This window comes from Paenibacillus sp. OT2-17 (genome assembly GCF_009827695.1).
Taxonomy (GTDB): Bacteria; Bacillota; Bacilli; order Paenibacillales; family Paenibacillaceae; genus Paenibacillus; species Paenibacillus polymyxa_B.
Map to the genome: position 1 here is coordinate 1 of NZ_WUDQ01000751.1, position 1,437 is coordinate 1,437.

The 1,437-nt window shown below is 53.9% G+C and carries 3 protein-coding genes; 2 read left to right on the forward strand and 1 reads right to left on the reverse strand.

Going from position 1 to position 1,437, the window contains the following annotated elements:
• Together GRP75_RS26765 and GRP75_RS26770 are read left to right on the forward strand one after the other, a co-directional pair.
• Positions 1-263, forward strand: a 263-nt coding sequence (locus tag GRP75_RS26765; protein WP_160790870.1) for an integrase core domain-containing protein, incomplete at its 5' end; no start/stop codon positions are given.
• Between the two features lie 37 nt (positions 264-300).
• Positions 301-459, forward strand: coding sequence for a hypothetical protein (locus GRP75_RS26770; protein WP_014279385.1), 159 nt, complete (start codon positions 301-303; stop codon positions 457-459).
• 721 nt (positions 460-1,180) lie between these two features.
• Here GRP75_RS26770 and GRP75_RS30115 read toward each other — a convergent pair.
• Positions 1,181-1,437: SbtR family transcriptional regulator (locus GRP75_RS30115; protein WP_483311120.1), on the reverse strand; the 257-nt coding region annotated here is incomplete at its 5' end.

A 1,437-nucleotide genomic window follows, 5' to 3' on the forward strand; every position in this document is an offset into this window, starting at 1 on the left:
AGTTTGTCAGGATTCACGAGCGCATCCCGCCAAAAACGCCGAATAAAAACGCGCATGTCGAATCGTATCATTCGATCATAGAGGCGGAGTGCTATCAGCGGCATGAGTTTGAAACATATCCACAGGCCTATGAAGTCGTAGGTCAGTTTATACAAGATTATAATCGTATCCGCATCCACGGCAGCATTTACGATTTGTCCCCGTATGAATATATGGAAGCGGTGAAACAAGGCACTGTGAAGCCAAAGCAGATTAAGGTTTAATCTTAAGCCGCTATAAGTAAAGAAAGGAGCAACACACATGAACGAGTACAGCCAACAACTACAAGACGGAATCGACGAGATGGAAGCAACCATCGAACGTCTGCGTGAAGAGATTCAACACCTTAAAGAGCAACGCGATGCCCTAGAGAAGGGCAATTTGGAACTTTATCGAAATCTAACCGAGCCTGACTTTTGATTACGGGTCTCCCCCGAAGTGTGGAGAAGAACGTCAATTCGGGCGAGAAACAAAGCAAATTAACGAAATTCTACATCTGATATCGAATAAGAGGTGTATTGTCCTGTCTAGCCTGTCTAAAGCGATGGCGAAACCAGGAGGGGCCACAATTGTCGCGAAGTCCGATTTCTGAGTTTCTCCGCCGCGCGGTGATTCGGCTGTGACCGTCTTTCCCCATCTCTCCTTAGGCATGTCCGAGTCATCCTGAGCGAGAGCCTTTATAAACGGCCAGCTCGCTGAGATGATAGCGATTCCCATCACCAGGCCACGCATCATTTTCTCCTGAAGTCGGCAGGGCACAAATGCTGGCGCGAGCTATCTATGCAGAATCGGGGCGCTCTCGCTTGCTGTACGTTAGGTGAGGCTCCGTCACAACGCAATCCCGCGCCCTGTGTCGCGCGCGCCAATGTCCCGTCCGGGTCCGACAGCGGCTATGGGCGGGCTTCGCAAGTTTCCGACAGAAATGTAATCCAGTGTAACTGTTACGCAACAGTTGGCCTAGGCGACATGCTGAGCCGACTTTCGCCCCCGATGTGAAGGCGAGCATCCGGTGTCGGCCAGGAGCGGCCAATCGATCAAGTGCGGTAATGACCTTCGAGTGTCGGCTCCAGTCAGCTTTCCGCCGTCTGGTTCGAATCCCCGGGGCTTTCCTGGTAGGAAAGTATGCGTCGGCAAATCTGATTCAACACTTTGCCTTCTTGACACCGTTGCTAGGCCGATTTATCAGGATGGCGCTCGTAATAACGTGAAAGAGATGATCCCCCCGTGGCGCGAATCCGGGCTGGCCGACGAGCCAGCCGAGCGCCGACATCAGGGCGAACAGGTCGACCCCATCCATATCGGCGCGCGCCGTTCCCTCGGCCTGAGCGCGGAGCAGTAGTCGCGCGCCCGCTGACCGCACCGCTGAGCTTGCAGCGTGAAGCGCGGAGTCCGGGTCCG